This is a genomic window from Rhodopseudomonas telluris (genome assembly GCF_042432815.1).
Lineage (GTDB): Bacteria > Pseudomonadota > Alphaproteobacteria > Rhizobiales > Xanthobacteraceae > Rhodopseudomonas > Rhodopseudomonas telluris.
In genome coordinates this window covers 656,820-672,515 of sequence record NZ_JBHLWM010000003.1, presented here as the reverse complement: position 1 = coordinate 672,515, position 15,696 = coordinate 656,820, and the positions used below count along the sequence as shown (strand labels likewise).

The 15,696-nt window shown below is 67.6% G+C and carries 15 protein-coding genes; 3 read left to right on the top strand and 12 right to left on the bottom strand.

The window, feature by feature from the left end:
• Positions 1-276: 276 nt before the first annotated feature.
• The 7 genes from ACFFJ6_RS09920 to ACFFJ6_RS09890 all read right to left on the bottom strand — a co-directional run bounded on the left by ACFFJ6_RS09920 (position 277) and on the right by ACFFJ6_RS09890 (position 6,569).
• Positions 277-1,095, bottom strand: coding sequence for an aspartate dehydrogenase (locus ACFFJ6_RS09920; RefSeq protein WP_378387017.1), 819 nt, complete (start codon positions 1,093-1,095; stop codon positions 277-279).
• 17 nt (positions 1,096-1,112) lie between these two features.
• The gene (gene cnbZ, locus ACFFJ6_RS09915) at positions 1,113-1,862 is read right to left on the bottom strand and encodes a 2-amino-5-chloromuconate deaminase CnbZ (RefSeq protein WP_378387015.1); all 750 of its coding nucleotides are present in this window, start codon (positions 1,860-1,862) and stop codon (positions 1,113-1,115) included.
• A 37-nt stretch (positions 1,863-1,899) separates the two neighbouring features.
• Positions 1,900-2,631 (bottom strand): ABC transporter ATP-binding protein, encoded by a 732-nt coding sequence (locus ACFFJ6_RS09910; RefSeq protein WP_378387012.1) that lies wholly within the window; start codon positions 2,629-2,631, stop codon positions 1,900-1,902.
• Positions 2,624-3,373, bottom strand: a complete 750-nt coding sequence (locus ACFFJ6_RS09905) for an ABC transporter ATP-binding protein (RefSeq protein WP_378387010.1) — start codon at positions 3,371-3,373, stop codon at positions 2,624-2,626. The genes ACFFJ6_RS09910 and ACFFJ6_RS09905 overlap by 8 nt, the downstream gene beginning before the upstream one ends.
• A complete protein-coding gene (locus tag ACFFJ6_RS09900) occupies positions 3,366-4,301 on the bottom strand; it encodes a branched-chain amino acid ABC transporter permease (protein WP_378387008.1) in 936 nt (311 codons plus the stop codon). Before ACFFJ6_RS09900 ends, ACFFJ6_RS09905 begins: the two co-directional genes overlap by 8 nt.
• Complete coding sequence (locus ACFFJ6_RS09895; RefSeq protein ID WP_378387006.1) at positions 4,298-5,164, bottom strand: branched-chain amino acid ABC transporter permease; 867 nt, start codon at positions 5,162-5,164, stop codon at positions 4,298-4,300. Before ACFFJ6_RS09895 ends, ACFFJ6_RS09900 begins: the two co-directional genes overlap by 4 nt.
• Before the next feature lie 184 nt (positions 5,165-5,348).
• A complete protein-coding gene (locus ACFFJ6_RS09890; protein WP_378387004.1) occupies positions 5,349-6,569 on the bottom strand; it encodes an amino acid ABC transporter substrate-binding protein in 1,221 nt (406 codons plus the stop codon).
• Positions 6,570-6,726: 157 nt separating this feature from the next.
• Here ACFFJ6_RS09890 and ACFFJ6_RS09885 point away from each other — a divergent pair, with 157 nt between their 5' ends.
• A complete protein-coding gene (locus ACFFJ6_RS09885) occupies positions 6,727-7,629 on the top strand; it encodes a LysR family transcriptional regulator (RefSeq protein ID WP_378387002.1) in 903 nt (300 codons plus the stop codon).
• Positions 7,630-7,776: 147 nt separating this feature from the next.
• Here ACFFJ6_RS09885 and ACFFJ6_RS09880 read toward each other — a convergent pair whose 3' ends face one another.
• Positions 7,777-9,171 carry an NAD(P)/FAD-dependent oxidoreductase gene (locus tag ACFFJ6_RS09880; protein WP_378387000.1) on the bottom strand — a complete coding sequence of 465 codons (1,395 nt, stop codon included), beginning with the start codon at positions 9,169-9,171 and terminating at the stop codon, positions 7,777-7,779.
• Positions 9,171-9,575, bottom strand: coding sequence for a nuclear transport factor 2 family protein (locus tag ACFFJ6_RS09875; protein ID WP_378386998.1), 405 nt, complete (start codon positions 9,573-9,575; stop codon positions 9,171-9,173). The genes ACFFJ6_RS09880 and ACFFJ6_RS09875 overlap by 1 nt, the downstream gene beginning before the upstream one ends.
• 214 nt (positions 9,576-9,789) lie before the next feature.
• Here ACFFJ6_RS09875 and ACFFJ6_RS09870 point away from each other — a divergent pair, with 214 nt between their 5' ends.
• Both ACFFJ6_RS09870 and ACFFJ6_RS09865 read left to right on the top strand, forming a co-directional pair.
• Complete coding sequence (locus ACFFJ6_RS09870; RefSeq protein WP_378386996.1) at positions 9,790-11,301, top strand: aldehyde dehydrogenase family protein; 1,512 nt, start codon at positions 9,790-9,792, stop codon at positions 11,299-11,301.
• 8 nt (positions 11,302-11,309) lie between these two features.
• Positions 11,310-12,098, top strand: a complete 789-nt coding sequence (locus tag ACFFJ6_RS09865; RefSeq protein ID WP_378386994.1) for a sulfite exporter TauE/SafE family protein — start codon at positions 11,310-11,312, stop codon at positions 12,096-12,098.
• A gap of 15 nt (positions 12,099-12,113) precedes the next feature.
• On the opposite strand, the gene ACFFJ6_RS09860 is transcribed toward ACFFJ6_RS09865, so the two are convergent.
• The 3 genes from ACFFJ6_RS09860 to coxB are packed head-to-tail and all read right to left on the bottom strand — an operon-like array spanning position 12,114 to position 15,690.
• Positions 12,114-12,461 carry a hypothetical protein gene (locus tag ACFFJ6_RS09860; protein WP_378386992.1) on the bottom strand — a complete coding sequence of 116 codons (348 nt, stop codon included), beginning with the start codon at positions 12,459-12,461 and terminating at the stop codon, positions 12,114-12,116.
• Complete coding sequence (gene ctaD / locus ACFFJ6_RS09855) at positions 12,458-14,992, bottom strand: cytochrome c oxidase subunit I (RefSeq protein ID WP_378386990.1); 2,535 nt, start codon at positions 14,990-14,992, stop codon at positions 12,458-12,460. The genes ACFFJ6_RS09860 and ctaD overlap by 4 nt, the downstream gene beginning before the upstream one ends.
• Positions 14,989-15,690: a cytochrome c oxidase subunit II gene (gene coxB, locus ACFFJ6_RS09850; RefSeq protein WP_378386988.1), complete on the bottom strand. Its 702-nt coding sequence runs from the start codon at positions 15,688-15,690 to the stop codon at positions 14,989-14,991. Before coxB ends, ctaD begins: the two co-directional genes overlap by 4 nt.
• Positions 15,691-15,696 lie beyond the last annotated feature (6 nt).

The window sequence follows — 15,696 nt, the reverse complement described above, 5'->3', positions numbered from 1 at the left end:
CTATGATGTGTCGACTATGTCTCCGAACACCTGTCGGTCATGTCTCCGGGCTGAACATCAAGCCCGGCCATGACGCGCTGATGGGACGGAGTGTAATGATCTGACGTCAGCGAGGTGGCGATTCAGACCTCGCCACACACACGGCCTCATGGTGAGGAGGCGCGCAGCGCCGTCTCGAACCATGGGCCGCGGCACCCGTGGCCTCTCATCCTTCGAGACGCCGCTTCGCGGCTCCTCAGGATGAGGACGCAGTGCGTGTCGGTGGGGCTGGAACGATCAGCTCCCCACCCGCAGCGCGGCGCCCCGCTTGCGCAGCAGTGCGATCACCGACAGCGGGGTGATCAGGCCGGTGCGCGGGTTGTCGGAGGGGATGTTTTCGATCGTCATCGAGAACCGCGCCGAATCCGCATCGACCTCGATGCGGTGGGTGTTGCGGGTGACGCTCGGGTCGGCCCAGATCTCCACCATGGTGCGGTCCGGCCCGATGCCGGCGAGCGACAGCGCGACCGCGACGTTGAGATTGGCCGGAAAGCCCTTGCCGGCTTCGCGCGCGGTGCCCTCGAACAGTTTCAACGGCTCTTTCAAGCCGTCGATATCGATGCCGTTGTCGACGATGAACGGCGCGCCACGCAGGCCGTCCACCGGCTTGCGGGTGATCATCCGCACCGAGTGAATCGTGCCGACCGCAGCGGCGGTGACGGCATCGAGGCCGATCAGCGCGCCGGTCGGCACGACGATCTGGCCACCGTTCGCCTTCGCCAGATCAATCAAGTCCTCGTGCTGCAGCAGCGCCGCGGCGCTGAGCACGATCGCGGTCTTGCCGCCACTGACGAACGGTTCGACGATCGCACGCAGCAGCCTGGCCGGCGCCGCCTCGATCACCAGATCGGCGTGGGCGTGGAGCTGATCGAGCGGCACGACCGACGGCGGCGACCGGAAGCTCGCGAGGAACTCGCGATGCTTCTCCGGGCTGCCGCTGGCGACCGCAGTGAGCGTCAGGCCGCCCTGGCCGCGATCGAGTTCACGTGCGATCGCGGCGCCGATGGCGCCGAGCCCGGCGATGGCGACGCGTTGCGGGGCCCGGCTGCTGCTCATGAGTTCGACCTTCCCGATCAGACGACGCGTTCGCGATGCACGCAGCGGCAATCCATCTCGTAGTCGAGGCCCTCGACCGGCGGGCGGTTGAAGTGCCAGGTCAGACCGTGGCGAAACACGCCGCGCTTGCCGAGCTCGCTCTCCAGGAACGGGTGGATGTCGTGCACGGTGTAGAGCTGCGCGCCGGTGATGTCGGCCCAGGTGCCGCCGAATGCGCTCATCCGCCGCTCCATCTCGCCGAGCACGAACTGCGCCTTCTTCTGCAGGCCGGCCGGGCTGGTGTCGCCGAGCGCCACGGTGTGGTCGCGGTAATTGCCCTTGCCTTCGGGCGCCTCGCCGCTGCCGGCGATCACGAACGACTTCGGCGCGTTGTCGGCCGGCACCGTGTAGGAGAACGCGTAGAAGCTCGGCTCCGCCGGCGGATCGATCGCCGGACAGACGTTGCTGCGCGCGATCGGATTGACGCGGTCCTGCATGATGCCCCAATCGACCAGCGTCTTGATGTAGATCTCGTTGAAGGCGACGAAGCCCTCTTCGGTGAACGGCGCGGGCGAGCGCAGCTCGCAGGCGCCGAACGCGGTCAGCGGCCGGCCGGCCTCCTTCAGGATCTCGGCGATCCTGGCGAAGCCCTGCTTGAGCGGCACCGGATTGGCGAAACGCACGCGCTCGATGGCGAAGCCCGGCAGCGCGGCGATGCCGCAGGAATACTGGAAAACGCCCGGCATATAGCGATAGCCGCTGTTCGGGGCTTCGACGGTCTCGATCATGATTCCTCTTTCGATCAGCAAGTGAAACTTCGGATTGTCATTCCTGCAGCACGCCCAGATAGGCGTCGCGGACGATCGGATCGGCCAGCAGCTCCTCGCCCGAGCCCTCGCGGACGATGCGGCCCATGTCCATCACGAAGGCGCGGTCGCACAGATCGAGCGCGATGGTGACGTCCTGCTCGACCAGCAGGATCGAGGTGCCGCCCTTGTTGAGCACGCGCAGCGCCTCGACGAGCTGCTCGACCAAGAGCGGCGACAGGCCGAGCGAGAGTTCGTCGATCATCAACAGCAACGGCGCGCTCATCAGGCCGCGGCCGATCGCGCACATCTGCTGCTCGCCGCCGGACAGCGTGGCGGCCTGCTGATTGCGGCGCTCGCGCAGTTTCGGAAACGTGCTGTAGACCTGATCGAGGTCGCGCTTGATCTCGGCGCGGCCCGCCTCGCGCAGGTAAGCGCCCATCAGCAGATTCTCTTCGACGCTCATGGCGCCGAACAGCCGCCGGCCTTCCGGCACGTGGACGATGCCGTGCGACAGGATCTCGGCGGCGCTGCGGCCGGCGAGGTCGTGGCCTTCGGAGCGATAGACGCCGGAGCGGACCGCGATCAGGCCCGACAGCGTCCGCATCAGCGTGGTCTTGCCGGCGCCGTTGGAGCCGATCAGCGCGGTGATCTCGCCGCGGCGCACCGCGAGGTCGATGCCCCACAGCACCTGGATTTCGCCGTAGCCGGCATCCAGCCCTTTGGCTTCGAGGATCAGATTCTCAACCATGGCGGGCGGTCCGTTGCGCGTATTGCTGGCCGAGATAGGCCTCGACCACGGCCGGGTTGCTGATCACCTCGCGCGGCGGCCCGTCGGCGATCGGGTGGCCGTTGTGCAGCACGACGATGCGGGTGCAGACGTTGAGCACCACCTTCATCAGATGCTCGATCATCACGATGGTAATGCCGTCGGCGGCGAGCTGATGGATCAGCTTGGTGGCGCGCTCGACCTCGGCGCTGTTGAGGCCGGCATTGACCTCGTCGAGGAACAACAGCTTCGGCTTCATCGCCAGCGCCTTGGCGAGTTCGAGCCGCTTGCGCATCGCCAGCGTCAACGTCGCGGCGGATTGCTCGGCCTGCGCTTCGAGACCGACGAAGGCGAGATGCTCGCGCGCCGCCTCGCGGGCCGATTTCAGGCTGGCGCCGGGCTGCGAGAACAGTGCCGCGGCGGCGACGTTGTCGAGCGCGGAGAATTCGGCGAACGGCTGCACGATCTGAAAGGTGCGCGACAGGCCGAGACGCGCCGCCTGATAGGTCTTGATCCGGGTGATGTCCTTGCCGTCGAACACGACGCTGCCGGTGTTCGCCGGGGTGACGCCGCAGATGGTGTTGACCAGCGTCGTCTTGCCGGCGCCGTTCGGCCCGATCAGGCCGAGCACTTCGCCGCGCGCGACCGAGAGGTTGACGTCGCGCAGCGCCTGCAGACCGGAGAAGCGGCGCGACACGCCGGTGAGGCGGAGCAGCTCAGACATGCTTGGTCCTCCGCCACAGCCGGTCGGCGCGCAGCGAGGTCAGGCCGTGCGGCAGGAACAACAGCAGCAGCACGATCAGCACGCCGAGCACGCCGGTGTGAATGTGGGTGTAGTTGCGCCACACCACTTCCTCGAGGCCGAGATACAGGAACGCGCCGCACGCCACCCCGAGCGGCGAGCCGAGCCCGCCCATCAGCGCCATCACGATCGGCTTCACCGAATAGAGAATGTCGAACACGTCCGACGGGTCGATATAGTGCACCCAGGCGGCGTAGATGCCGCCCGCCACGGCGACGAAGCAGGCCGACAGGCCGAACGCCGCGGCCTTGGCGAGCGTGGTGTTGAGGCCGACCATGCTGGAGGCGGTTTCGTTCTGCCGGATGCAGTTGAGCGCGAAACCGAGCTTGGAATTGGCGACCGCGATCACCATCAGGGCGGTGAGCAGCATCACGCCCCACATCGTGTAGAAGTAATACGTCGCCTCCGCCATCACACCGGCGCCGGAGGCTAGCGGGATGTTCAGCCCCATGCCGCCGCCCGTGAGGTCGGTGGCGTTGTTGACGAGTTCGCGCAGCACTTCGGCGAGCGACAGGCTGGCGATCGCGAAATAATGCCCGCGCAGCCGCAGCAAAATCGCGCCGAGCAGGCCGGCGGCGGTCAGCGCCAGCACGCCGGCGATGACCAGCGCCAGCGCCATCGGGAAGCCCTTGCCCATCAGCACGCCGGTGCAATAAGCGCCGAAGCCGAAGAACGCCGCGGTGGCGAAGGACGGATAGCCGGCGAAGCCGCCGACGATGTTCCAGGACAGCGCCAGCACCGCATACATGCAGGCGATGGTGCCGAGCCGCAGCGCATAGGCGCCGCCGAACAGCGGCAACGCCGCCACGCAGGCGATCAGGATCAGGAGGGCGAAATGGCTGCGGGTCATTCGAAGCCCTTTCGGCCGAGCAGGCCCTGCGGGCGCAAGATGAGGAAGATGATCAGCAGCAGGAACGACAGCGTGGTGGCGTGCGCCGGGCCGAGATAGGTGGCGCCGACGCTCTCGACCAGCGCCAGCAGCAGCCCGCCCGCCAGCGCGCCCGACACGCTGCCGAGGCCGCCGAGCACGCAGACCACGAAGGCCTTGCCAAGGAAGGTCGAGGAGGTCAGCGGCGAAATCGGGAAAATCAGCGCCATCAGCACGCCGGCGCAGCCGGCGAGCGCGGCGCCGAGCCCGAACGCGACCGCGTAGATCGACGGCACGTGCACGCCCATCAGCACCGCGGCGTCACGATCGAGCCGCACCGCCACGATGGCGCGGCCGACCTTGGAGCGGCGCAGCAGCAGATACAACAGCCCGGTGAGCGCCAGCGCCGTCACCGTCGCGATCAGCCGGTCGACCGGCACCACCACGCCGCCGAACGCCAGCGAGCCGAGCGGCGGGCTCAGGATCATCTTGCGATAATCGGCGGTGAAGAAATAGATCATCGCATTGTTCAGGATCAGGTCGAGCCCGAAGGTCAGCGTCAGCGTCACCAGCACCGGCGCGGTGATCACCCGGTTGAGGATCAACCGCTGGATGACGTAGCCGAACGCGAAGAACAGCGGCGCCGCGACGAAGATCGCGTACCACGGCGACAGATGCAGCGACTGGTACAGCATGAACGCCAGGTAGCCGCCGAGCACGATGAACGAGCCGTGGATCAGGTTGATGACGTTGAGCACGCCCCACACCAGCGAGAACCCGATCGCGATGCAGGCATAGAGACTGCCCAGCACCAGCGCGTTGATCAGGATCTGAATGGCTTGCATGAGTGCGGGTTCACTTGGTTAGGAGACGAGGAACGTCGAGGCGCAGCGTCAGCTTTTTGAACGAGGCCTTTGCCCCGTCATTGCGAGCGTAGCGAAGCAATCCAGGGACCCCATGCGTGGCATGGATTGCTTCGTCGCTTCGCTCCTCGCAATGACGGGGAGAGGCAGTGGATGGACCGGCGATTTACTCCACGCCCACCTTCAGCTCACCCTGCTTGATCGCCTGCGGGAACAGCACCACCGGCTTGCCGCCCTGGATCTGGAAGACCGGCGGGTCGAGCGAATTGATCTGGCCGTTGGCGCCGAATTTCACCGGGCCGAAGAAGGTGACGACGTCCATCTTGGCGAGTTCGTCGCGAACCTTGTCGCGGTCGGTCGAGCCGGCCTTCTCGATGGCGATCTGGAACAGCGCGCCGCACAGCGCCGCCGAGGCGTGCGCGTAGTCCGGTTCACTGTTGTACTTCTCCTTGAACAGCTTCACGAAATTGGCGGTCGAGCCGAAGATGTCCTTGCCTTCATATTGCGAGGCCGGGTGCCACCAGGCCGCCGACGAGACGTTCTCGGCGCCCTTGCCGAGCGCGTCGATGAACTCCTGATAGGCCGGGCCGGCGATCATCGACACCACCGGCGCCTTGATCTGCTGGTCGGCCATCTGCTTGCGCACCAAGAGCAGGTCGTTGGTGTAGCCGGTGACGAAGATCCACTGCGGCGCCAGTGCCTTGATCGACGACAGCGTCGCCGAATGGTCGAGCGTGCCGATCGCGTATTTCTCGAAATACGCTACCTCGAAGCCGGCAGCCTTGGCCGACTTCTCCATCTCCTGCGCGATCGCCAGCGGGAACAGATCGTTGCGGGCCAGGATGGCGATCTTCTTCACCTCCGGCACCTTGGCCTTGACCATCTCGGTCAGCGGCGTCGTCAGGGTGTCGTTGGGCGTGAAGGTGCCGAACAGATATTTGTAGTTCTGGTCGTAGACCTGCACCGAGGACGCGGTCGCGGCCAGCGTCGGCACCTTGTATTTCTCGGAGACGGTGCTGGCGGCCTTGGCGGCGCCGGAGCCGAACGGCCCGAACAGGAAGTTGACGTTGTTCTGGGTGATCAGCTGCTCGCTCGCCTGCACGGCGCGCGGCGTGTTCGACTGATAGTCGGTGTAGACGATCTCGACCTTGTACTTCTTGCCGCCGACATTGATGCCACCGGCCTTGTTGGCCTGCTCGGCCCACAGATTGTAGCCCTGCTGCTGCTTGATCGCCTCGGGCGCCAGCGGCCCGGTGATCGGCAGCGGCGCGCCGATCTTGATCACGTCGTCGGCCGACGCTGCGGCGATGTGTATTCCGGACGTCAGCACGGCGAGGCCGAGCGGGACAGAAAGGCGGACGCAGCGAGCAACCCACGTGTGAAGCATGCGGAAGTCTCCAGGGGCGGTGATGGCTGGGTACAACTGTGCCAAACCACCCGTTCGAATAAAAGCATTGAATTTCGAGGTCTCGGATCGAATAATTCGAACACTAGCCACGCACTGCCGGAATCTTCGGCATGCGAAAAGACAAGGAAACACAGCGATGATCGAGTCCACGGCGATCCGCTATTTCCGCGAGGTGACAGAAGCCGGCTCGATCAAGCAGGCCGCCGCGACGCTGCGGATCGCGCCGTCGGCGATCAGCCGGCAGATCCAGGCGATCGAGGAAGAGCTGTCGGTCAAGCTGTTCGAGCGCAACGCCCGCGGCATGGTGCTCACCGACGCCGGCCGGCTGGTGTATCGCTACGCGGTCGACAATCGCAGCCTGCTCGACGGCATCCGGGCGCGGGTGCAGGAATTCGAGACGATGCGTCGCGGCCAGATCAAGCTCGCCACCGTCGAGGGCATGCTGTCCAACTTTCTGTCGAACTTCCTGATCGAGCTGTCTGCCGACTATCCGGGCATCTTCGTCTCGACCACCGTGCTCGGCTCGCGCGCGGTCGCCGAGATCGTCGGCCGCAACGAGGTCGATCTCGGCCTGGTGTTCGGCCGCGCGCCGCGGCGCGACCTGATCGAACTTGCGCGGATGCGGCAGTCGCTGTGCCTGATCGTCGCACCGAACCATCCGCTGGCGACACGGGAGTCCTGCACCGTCAAGGAACTGGCCGGGCTGCGCGTGGTGGTGCCGGATCCCTCGTTCGGCATCCGCCAGGAGATCGATCGCGCCTGCGCCACCGCCAAGATCAGGCTGGAGATCAGCAGCGAGACCAATTCGCTGGCGTTCGCCCAAATGCTGGCCTGGCGCACCGACCTCGCCACCTTCCTGCCGCGCGACACCGCAATGCCGGCGATCACCGCGGGGCGCCTCGTCGCCGTCCCGCTGCGCGATCCGCGCCTGGAAGCCACGCAGGTGACGCTGGTCCAGCTCGCCTCGCGCAACATCTCGCCGTCATGCCGGATGGTGGCGGACCTGCTGGTCTCGCGAATGAAGAGCGCAAGGGAGTAATCAGTCGGTTGTTTAAAAGGGAGTGCGCCTGCCCCACGTCATTGCGAGCGCAGCGAAGCAATCCAGCGCCACATGCGCGGCGTGGATTGCTTCGTCGCTTCGCTCCTCGCAATGACGGGGAGAGGGCGTACTAGACGTGACGCGCTCTTACGCCGCCTCATCCCTGAGGTGGTACCAGCGATACAGCATGCGCTGGCCCAAGCGGCGGAAGGGTTCGAAGGTGTGGGTCGGCAGCGGCGAGGTGAAGATCGGCAGGTCCTGGCCCTTGAAGTGCTGACCGGCGATCATCTGCGCCATGCGGCGGCCGGCCTGCGCCGAATACGACACACCGTTGCCGCCGTAGCCGAGCGCGTAGAACAGGTTGGTCTGCGGATCGGGACGGAAGATGCGCGGCATCATGTCGTGGCTGACGTCGACCCAGCCCCACCACGAGTAGTCGATCTCGATGCCCTGCAGCGCCGGGAATTTGCGGTGCAGGCCGTCGATCAGCAGTTGCAGATGCTTCGGCGCGTCGGCGTCGGCGCCGGTGATCGACGAGCGGCTGCCGATCTGGATGCGGTTGTCCGGCAGCAGGCGATAGTAGTAGCGCAGCGTCCGCGTATCGGTCAGCACCAGCTTGGTTTTGAAGCCGGTGGCTTCGAGTTCGGCGGCGGTCAGCGGCCGGGTGACGATCGAGTTCGACAGGATCGGCATGCAGCGGCCTCGCAGCGCCGGCGTCAGGCCGGGCGCCGTGTAGGCGCCGGTGGCGATGCCGACCGCGCGGGCGCGGACGGTGCCGCCCGGCGTGCGCAGAAGCAGCTTGCCGCCCTGCTGCTGAATGTTGGCGACCGGGCTCGCCGGATGCACCTTGACGCCGAGATCCCGCGCCATCTGCTGATAGCCGAAGGCAAGCTTGGCGGGATGCACGCCGGTGCCGAGCGGCTCGAGCACCGCGCCGACCGCTTCGGCCTCGTTGAGATACTCACTGCGGAGCTGCTGGGCGCCGATCACGCGGGTCTGTTCGCCGAAGGTGTCGCGCAGCAGCGCGGCTTCGGCGGAGATCTTGTCGAGATTGCGCTGGCGATGCGCGATGTAGAGATGCCCGCCGCGCTGCGGTTCGCAGTCGATCGCGCTTTGCCGCACCAGCTCCTCGAAGGTCTCGAAGCCGTCGCGGATTTCGCCGTGCAGCCGCTTGGCAACATCGACGCCCCAGCGCGCGATCCATTGCGAGCGCGTCAGCCGGCCGGCGGCGTTCTGGCCCTGCCCGCCGTTGCGCGTGCTGCAGCCCCAGGCGACGCGGTTGGCTTCGAGTACCACGGGCTTGAGGCCATGCTCGCGCGCCAAAAAGATCGCACAGGCGAGGCCGGTGTAGCCGGAGCCGACGATCGCCACGTCGGCATCGATGTCGCCGGTGACCGGGCCGTCGTCCTCCGGCGGTACGCCGGCGGTGGCATGCCAGTAGGTCGGCGCGTAGTCGCGGTTGTGGCCGGGGCCGTCGCTGACCAGCGGATCGTAATGCGGGTCGTAGGCCGCCAGCGGCGGCGTCTTCAGCGGCCGGTTCATCATGCGGCTCCCTTGGCGGGCAGCGCCGGGCGATCCTTGCGGAACGCGCTCTTGCTGACGATCTTGTCGCCGCGGAAGCCGAACAGGTCGACGCCTTCGGCCTCGATGCGCGAGCCGTCTTTCGCCGTCGCGCGAAAAATCCATTCGGAGATGCCGCGGTCGCCGAACACGGCGTGGCGCGTGCACTCCCAGCTCACGTCGGGGAAGGTCGCGAAAGTCGTTTCGAACGCGGCGCGCACGTCGGCGGCACCGCTGATGCGGCGGCCACACGCCTCGGGACCCGCGGCGGCGTCGAACACGATGTCGTCGGTCATTGCGGCCATCACGCCGGCGCCGTCGTGGCGATTGAAGGCGGCGAACAGCAGTTCGAGTTGGCGCAGACGCTGAGTATCAAGTTCCGACATAGCGAGGACATTCCATCATGGTGGGCGCAGGGGCGTCTCCGTGATGATGGCGCGGATCGGCCGGCAGCTTCGAGCACAGGCTGTCACGCTCCGCAGGGCGTGCTTAGAACCAGATGCCGCGATGTCTGCGGCCAGAATCGCCGCCGCCAACTGGCCCAACGGCTTGGCCCCGGCTGGACCTTCGCGCCGAAAGCGCAATCGCCAAGGTGATGCGATGATCAACATCGCCACCCGCATCAATCCCGCCATCGCGCCCGCCGTGTCGGACGTGTTCACGCAACTGCAGGGCCGTCACCTGATCGGCAATGCGCTGGTTCCGACCGTGGCCGGCGCCACGCTCGAGGTGCTCGACCCCGCCACCGGCGCCGTGCTCGGCCTCGCTCCCGCCGCGACGGCCGACGACGTCGCTCGCGCGGTCGCCTCCGCCGCGGCGGCGTTTCCCGGCTGGGCCGACACGCCGGCGCGGCAGCGCGGCAAGCTGATCGCCGAGGCGGCGCGCGCCATCGCGGCGCGTAGCGACGTGATCGCCGCCGTGCTGGCGCTGGAGACCGGCAAGGCGATCCGCACCGAATGCCGCGGCGAAGTCGCCACCGCGATCGACATCGCCACGATGTATGCGGGGCTGGCATCGGAGCTGAAGGGCGAGACGCTGCCGTTCGATCCGCAGATCCTCACCTACACCAGCCGCGAACCGCTCGGCGTCGTCGCCGCGATCCTGCCGTGGAACGTGCCGCTGGTGCTGATGATGCTGAAGATCGCCCCGGCGCTGGTGGCGGGCAACACGGTGGTGGTGAAAGCGTCCGAAGAAGCGCCGTTCGCCACCATCGAGATGGCGCGGCTGATGGCCGAGCTGCTGCCGTCCGGCGTGCTCAACGTGATCTGCGGCACCGGCCGCGATTGCGGCTCGGCGCTGGTCGAGCATCCGGCCGTCGCCAAGGTGACGTTCACCGGATCGCAGGCGGTCGGCGAACTGATCTACCAGACGGCGGCCCGCAGGATCATTCCGGTCAGCCTCGAACTCGGCGGCAAGAGCCCGATGATCGTCTATCCGGACGCCGACATGGCGCGCGTGATCGCCGGCGCGATCGCCGGCATGCGCTTCACCCGCCAGGGCCAGAGCTGCACCGCCGCGAGCCGCATCTACGTGCACAGCACGCTGATCGGCGCCTTCGTGGCGCAGCTCAAGGACGCGCTGGCCAAGCTGGTGATCGGCGATCCGCTCGATGAAGCGACCGATATCGGCACGGTGATCTCGGCCCGGCAGAAGGCGAAGATCGAATCCTATCTGGCGCTCGGCGAACGCACCGCCGGCGCCCAGGTGGCGCGCTGCGGCGAGATCCCGCGCGCCAGCCATCTCAAGGACGGGCTTTATCTGCAGCCGACCATCGTCACCGGCCTGCCGGAGGATTCGCCGCTGATGCGCGAGGAAATCTTCGGCCCGGTGGTCTGCGTGCAGCCCTGGGACGACGAGGACGACGTCATCGCCCGCGCCAACGACAGCGATTTCGGCCTCGCCGCCACGGTCTGGACCCACGATCTGCGCACGGCGCTGCGCGCGGTGCAGCGGCTCGACGCCGGCTACGTCCAGGTCAATCAGAACCTGACGATCCAGCCGAATCTGAGCTATGGCGGGTTCAAGAAGTCGGGCCTCGGCAAGGAAGCCTCGCTGGAAGCCATGCTCGAGCACTTCACCAAGAAGAAGACCGTCGTCATCGACATGCGGTGAACGCCATCATGCAGGACCTGATCGCCGCGACGCAGGCGAGCCTCGCCGGCGCGCTGCCGTCGCCGCGGATCATCGCCGAAACCATGGCGGCGGTGGCCGCGGCGTCGCTGCTGCGCGGCTTCACCGGCTTCGGCTTTGCCATGGCGGCGGTGCCGCTGATGGGCCTGTTCATGCCGCCCGCCACCGCGGTGCCGATCGCCGTGCTGCTGCAATTGCTGAGCGGGCTGAACGACCTGCGCCGCAACCGGCGCGACTGCCACTGGCCGTCGCTGCGCTGGCTGATCGCCGGGGCGGTGATCGGCTCACCGCTCGGCGCGCTGGCGCTGAGCATCGCGCCGGCGCCGGTGGCGCGCATCGTCATCTCGGTGATCATCGCCATTGCGGTGCTGATGCTCGGCCGCGGCTTCGCGCTCGCCGTGGTGCCGTCGCGGCCGGTGACCGCCTTGGTCGGCCTGATGGCCGGCCTGTTCAACGGCCTCGCCGCGATGCCGGGGCCGCCGGCGATCGTGTACTACATGTCGGGCCCGTTCCGCGCCGTCGCGGCGCGCGCCTCGCTGCTGGTGTTCTTCCTCGTCACCTCGATCTCGGCCTTCGTCAGCATCGCGCTGGTCGGCCTCGCGACTCCCACGGTGCTGTGGCTGTCGGTGATCGCGCTGCCGGTGACGTTCCTCGGCACATGGATCGGCGAACTCGGCTTCCGCTACGGCAGCGAAAAGCTGCATCGCCGCGTCTCGATCGTCAGCCTGGGCGTGATCGCGCTGATCAGCGCCGCCAAAGGCTTCAGCGAACTGACCTGACCTCGCCGCCGCGGCTCACAGGCACTGCGACAAGGCCGGGATCGCGACGCCGATCCACACCGTCGCCACCAGCGCCGCCGCGGTCGATCCGATCGCGACCTTGCGGGTGAAGGCCGGCGTCGCGTCGCCGCGCGGCAGCCGCACGCAATAGATCAGCAGCCCGATCAGCGCCGCCAGATGCACGGACCAGATCGCCAGCAGCACGACGCGTAGCAAATTGCCGCCCGCGATCATCTTGCTCTGCCAGCCGAATGCGCAGCCGACCGACAGCCCGCCATACAGCAGCGTGAAGGCCAGGGCCCAGATGATGAAGCCGGCGGCGATCAGCAGCAGCGAGGACGGATGCGTCGGCGCGCGGGTCATCGCGGCGCTCCCATCACCAGCGGCAGGCCGTAGACGATCAGCAGCGTGCCAACCGCCAACGCCGCCGTAGTGGCGTGCCACAGCTTGCCGATCCGCAGATCGACGCTGCGCCGCGCCGAGACATAGCCGGTGCGGCTGCGCCAGATGCCGAAGCCGGCCAACACGGCGCCGACCGCGACGTGCAACCCGACATACAGCAGGATCACCAGCGTGGCGGCCGCATAGGCATGCCGCGTCGGGTCCGGCACCGCGGCGATGACGAGCGCGAGCCCGGCCAACGCGGCGCCGTAGCCGATCACGGCGACCGCCAGCGCGCCTTCACGCCGCGCGCCGCTGCCGATCACACGCCGCGACGTCGCCGCGGCGCCGGCGAGCGCCGCGAACAGCGCACCGCCTGCGGTCAGCGCCGCGCCGATCGGCGCCCACGCGATCAGCGCCGGCGGCGGCCAGTTCGGCGCCACCACCCAGAGAAACAGCAGGCCGAAGGCCAGCGACGCATAGGCAGTCGCGTCGGCGGCGAGCGTCAGCCCCATCGCCCACAGCGACGGCGGCGACGCGGCCTCGCTGTGCAGCACCGCGCGCGCGCCGTTGCCGATCGGCAATTCGCCCTGATCGCTGCGCTCGCCCGACTCCGGCGTCCAGGTCAGGAACATCGCCGCGATCGCCGGCAGCGCCAGCACCGCGAGCCAGTACAGCTTGAACAGCACCGCGACGAAGAACACGCCTGTCACCAACGCGGTGATCAGCGGCAGCATCGTCGGCGACGGCAGCCGCACGATCTGCTCGATCCGCCCCGACATCACGTCGACGCCGAGCGTCTCCAGCCAGCCGTGGCGGACGAAGCCGAGATAGCCGCCGCCGCGCGCGAGGTGATTGGCCAGATCGGGCTGGTCCGCCAGCGGCGCGCGGCTCGCCGCATCGGGTAGCGACGCGAAGGCGTAGCTCGCTGCCGGCGTCGGCATCGCCCATTCCAGCGTGCCGGCCGACCACGGATTGCGCGGGCCGCGCTTGCCGTGCAGCCAGTGCATGACGACGTCGACGGTGAACAGCGCGAAGCCGATCGCCATCACGAAGCCGCCAATCGACGACACCAGGTTGAGCCACTCCCAGCCAGTGTCGGCGCCGTAGGTGCTGATGCGGCGCGGCATGCCGAGCAGGCCGGTCCAGTGCATGATCAGGAAGGTGAGATTGAAGCCGATGATGATCAGCCAGAACGCCGGCACGCCCAGGCTGTGGCGCGGCACGCGGCCGGTGAAGTGCGGCAGCCAGTAATACGCGGCCGCCAGCATCGGGAAGATGAAGCCACCGACCAGCACGTAGTGCAGATGCGCGACGACGAAGTGCGTATCATGGACCTGCCAGTTGAACGGCACGATCGCCAGCATCACGCCGGTGAGCCCGCCGATCACGAACACCGAGAAGAAGCCGAGCAGATACAGCATCGGCAGCTTGAGCTGCGGCCGCCCGGCCGCCAGCGTGCCGATCCAGGCGAAGATCTGCACCGCGGTCGGCACCGCGACGGCGGTCGAGGCCGACGAGAAAAACGCCAGCGCCAGATGCGGAATGCCCACCGTGAACATGTGGTGCACCCACAGCCCGAAGCTGAGGAAGGCGAGCGCCACGATACTCACCACGATCCAGACGTAGCCGATGATCTCGCGCCGCGCGAGCACCGGCAGGATGGTCGACACCATGCCGGCCGCCGGCAGGAAGATGATGTAGACCTCCGGGTGGCCGAACAGCCAGAACAGATGCTGCCACAGCAGCGAGTCGCCGCCGCGCGCCGCGTCGAAGAACGGCAGGTCGAAGGCGCGCTCGATCTCGAGCAGCACCGAGCCGAGGATCAGCGGCGGAAAGCCGAACAGCATCATGAAGGCGGTGACGAGCAGATACCACGCCAAGAGCGGCATCTTGTCGAGCGACATGCCGGGCGCGCGCATCTTGAGAATCGTCGCGATGATCTCGACCGCCGCCGACAGCGCCGAGATCTCCACGAAAGTGATTCCGATCAGCCAGATGTCGGCATTGATGCCGGGCGTGTAGGCCTTCGAACTCAGGGGCGTGTACATGAACCAGCCGCCGTCCGGCGCCAGCCCGAACGCCATCGCGATCAAGAGGATCGAGCCGCCGAACAGATAGCACCAGTAGCCGTAGGCCCCGAGCCGCGGAAACGCCATGTCGCGCGCGCCGAGCATCTTCGGCAGCAGATAGATCGCCAGCCCTTCGAACATCGGGATGGCGAACAGGAACATCATCACCGTGCCGTGCATGGTGAAGATCTGATTGTAGAGTCCGGGCTCGAGAAAGGCGCTGCGCGGCGTCGCGAGCTGGGCGCGGATCAGCATCGCCAGCACGCCGCCGACGCCGAAGAACACGAAGGCGGTGAGGATGAAGCGCCGCCCGACGATGGTGTGGTTGACGGCGGAGAGCCGCCCCCAGCCGGGCGGCGTGCCCCACACCGCTTCGAGCTGCCTGTGCAGACGGACCGCGCTGGTCGCGGGCGCCGGCGTCTCGTGGCGCGACGCGCTCATGGTGTATCCTTCGGGAGCTTGTCGAGCCGGGCTTCGAACGCCTCGCCGTCGTGCACCTCGACGGCAAAGTCCATCACAGTGTGGCCGGTGCCGCAGAACTCAGCGCAGACGCCGCGATAGCGGCCGGGCTGCGACGCCGACAGCCGCACCACATTGGTGTGCCCCGGGATCGCGTCGACCTTGCCGCCGAGCCGCGGAATCCAGAAGCCGTGAATGACGTCGGCGGTGCTGACGTGAAGATCGGCGGCGCGGCCGACCGGCAGATGCAGTTCATTCACCGACACCCGCGCGCCGTCCGGCCCGGGATAGCGGAACGTCCACTCCCATTGCCGCACCAGCACGTCGATCCGCACCGGCGCATCGGCGCGCGGATGCGCCAGCAGCTTTTCGCCGACATAGAGGCCGTAACCGAGCAGCGGCGTCAGCACCAGCGCCGGCAGCACCAGCCCGCCGCCGATCAGCCACAGCCTCGGCGACGCCTTGCCATCTGTCGCAGGCTTGACGAACACCCACAGCAGCAGCGCCATCACCAGACAGAACAGCAGCGTGGCGCCGATCAGCATCGCCCACCACAGCGACGCGATGGCCGCGGCCGATGGTCCCGCCGGATCGACCGTCGACAGCGGCCCGGTGCAGCCGGCCAGCAGCGCTCCGGTCGCGACGACGCTCGATGTGAACCAAGCGCGTCGTCGGGGCATTAGGCT

Bases quoted from the DNA above. Each gene is read 5' to 3' on its own strand.
- ACFFJ6_RS09920 (WP_378387017.1), bottom strand. From the start codon at position 1,095: ATGAGCAGCAGCCGGGCCCCGCAACGCGTCGCCATCGCCGGGCTCGGC.
- cnbZ (WP_378387015.1), bottom strand. From the start codon at position 1,862: ATGATCGAGACCGTCGAAGCCCCGAACAGCGGCTATCGCTATATGCCG.
- ACFFJ6_RS09910 (WP_378387012.1), bottom strand. From the start codon at position 2,631: ATGGTTGAGAATCTGATCCTCGAAGCCAAAGGGCTGGATGCCGGCTAC.
- ACFFJ6_RS09905 (WP_378387010.1), bottom strand. From the start codon at position 3,373: ATGTCTGAGCTGCTCCGCCTCACCGGCGTGTCGCGCCGCTTCTCCGGT.
- ACFFJ6_RS09900 (WP_378387008.1), bottom strand. From the start codon at position 4,301: ATGACCCGCAGCCATTTCGCCCTCCTGATCCTGATCGCCTGCGTGGCG.
- ACFFJ6_RS09895 (WP_378387006.1), bottom strand. From the start codon at position 5,164: ATGCAAGCCATTCAGATCCTGATCAACGCGCTGGTGCTGGGCAGTCTC.
- ACFFJ6_RS09890 (WP_378387004.1), bottom strand. From the start codon at position 6,569: ATGCTTCACACGTGGGTTGCTCGCTGCGTCCGCCTTTCTGTCCCGCTC.
- ACFFJ6_RS09885 (WP_378387002.1), top strand. From the start codon at position 6,727: ATGATCGAGTCCACGGCGATCCGCTATTTCCGCGAGGTGACAGAAGCC.
- ACFFJ6_RS09880 (WP_378387000.1), bottom strand. From the start codon at position 9,171: ATGAACCGGCCGCTGAAGACGCCGCCGCTGGCGGCCTACGACCCGCAT.
- ACFFJ6_RS09875 (WP_378386998.1), bottom strand. From the start codon at position 9,575: ATGTCGGAACTTGATACTCAGCGTCTGCGCCAACTCGAACTGCTGTTC.
- ACFFJ6_RS09870 (WP_378386996.1), top strand. From the start codon at position 9,790: ATGATCAACATCGCCACCCGCATCAATCCCGCCATCGCGCCCGCCGTG.
- ACFFJ6_RS09865 (WP_378386994.1), top strand. From the start codon at position 11,310: ATGCAGGACCTGATCGCCGCGACGCAGGCGAGCCTCGCCGGCGCGCTG.
- ACFFJ6_RS09860 (WP_378386992.1), bottom strand. From the start codon at position 12,461: ATGACCCGCGCGCCGACGCATCCGTCCTCGCTGCTGCTGATCGCCGCC.
- ctaD (WP_378386990.1), bottom strand. From the start codon at position 14,992: ATGAGCGCGTCGCGCCACGAGACGCCGGCGCCCGCGACCAGCGCGGTC.
- coxB (WP_378386988.1), bottom strand. From the start codon at position 15,690: ATGCCCCGACGACGCGCTTGGTTCACATCGAGCGTCGTCGCGACCGGA.